Here is a 593-nt window from a genome sequence, read left to right as displayed (position 1 = left end):
AGGCGTCCGTTGAGGCGGGTGTAGGTCGCGGCGGGCAGGACGAGGGCGGTGACGCGGGTGGCGGCGCGGGCGGTGTGGTCCCAGGTGGCGTCGGTGCGGGTCAGGAGGTCGGCGCCGAGGTGGTCGCCGTCGGTGGCGGTGGCGAGGGCGGTGTCGTTGCCGTAGGGGCCGGTGCGGTGGCGGGTGAGTTTGCCGTGGGCGACGAGGATCAGGGTGTCGAGGGGGGTGCCTTCGGTGTGCAGGGTGGTGCCGGGGTCGTATTCGCGTTGTTCGAACGCCTCGGCCAGCGCACCGAGTGCTGTGTCGTCGGTGAAGTCGCGCAGGAGGGCGAGTTCGGTGAGTTCGGCGGGGACGACGTGGACGCGGGTGCCGGTGGTGTAGAAGGAGAGTTTGCCGTCGCCGAGGGTGTAGGTGAGGCGCCGGTTGACCCGGTAGGACCCGGCGGGGACGTCGACCCAGGGGAGCTGGGTCAGCAGCCAGCGGGGGGTGATGCCCCGCATCTGGGGGCGGGTTTTGGTGGTGGTGGCCAGGGTCCGGGCGGCGGGGATCCCCAGCGACAGCTGCGGCGCGGTGGGTTCCTCGATGATCGTCAC

1 protein-coding gene is annotated in these 593 nt (G+C 72.0%); it reads right to left on the bottom strand.

From position 1 onward, the window contains the following. Positions 1–593, bottom strand: a 593-nt coding sequence (locus EIY87_RS07660; protein WP_225439765.1) for a cyclic nucleotide-binding domain-containing protein, incomplete at both ends; no start/stop codon positions are given.

It is taken from the genome of Amycolatopsis eburnea (genome assembly GCF_003937945.1).
GTDB classification, from domain to species: domain Bacteria; phylum Actinomycetota; class Actinomycetes; order Mycobacteriales; family Pseudonocardiaceae; genus Amycolatopsis; species Amycolatopsis eburnea.
This window is presented reverse-complemented; position numbering and strand designations above follow the sequence as displayed.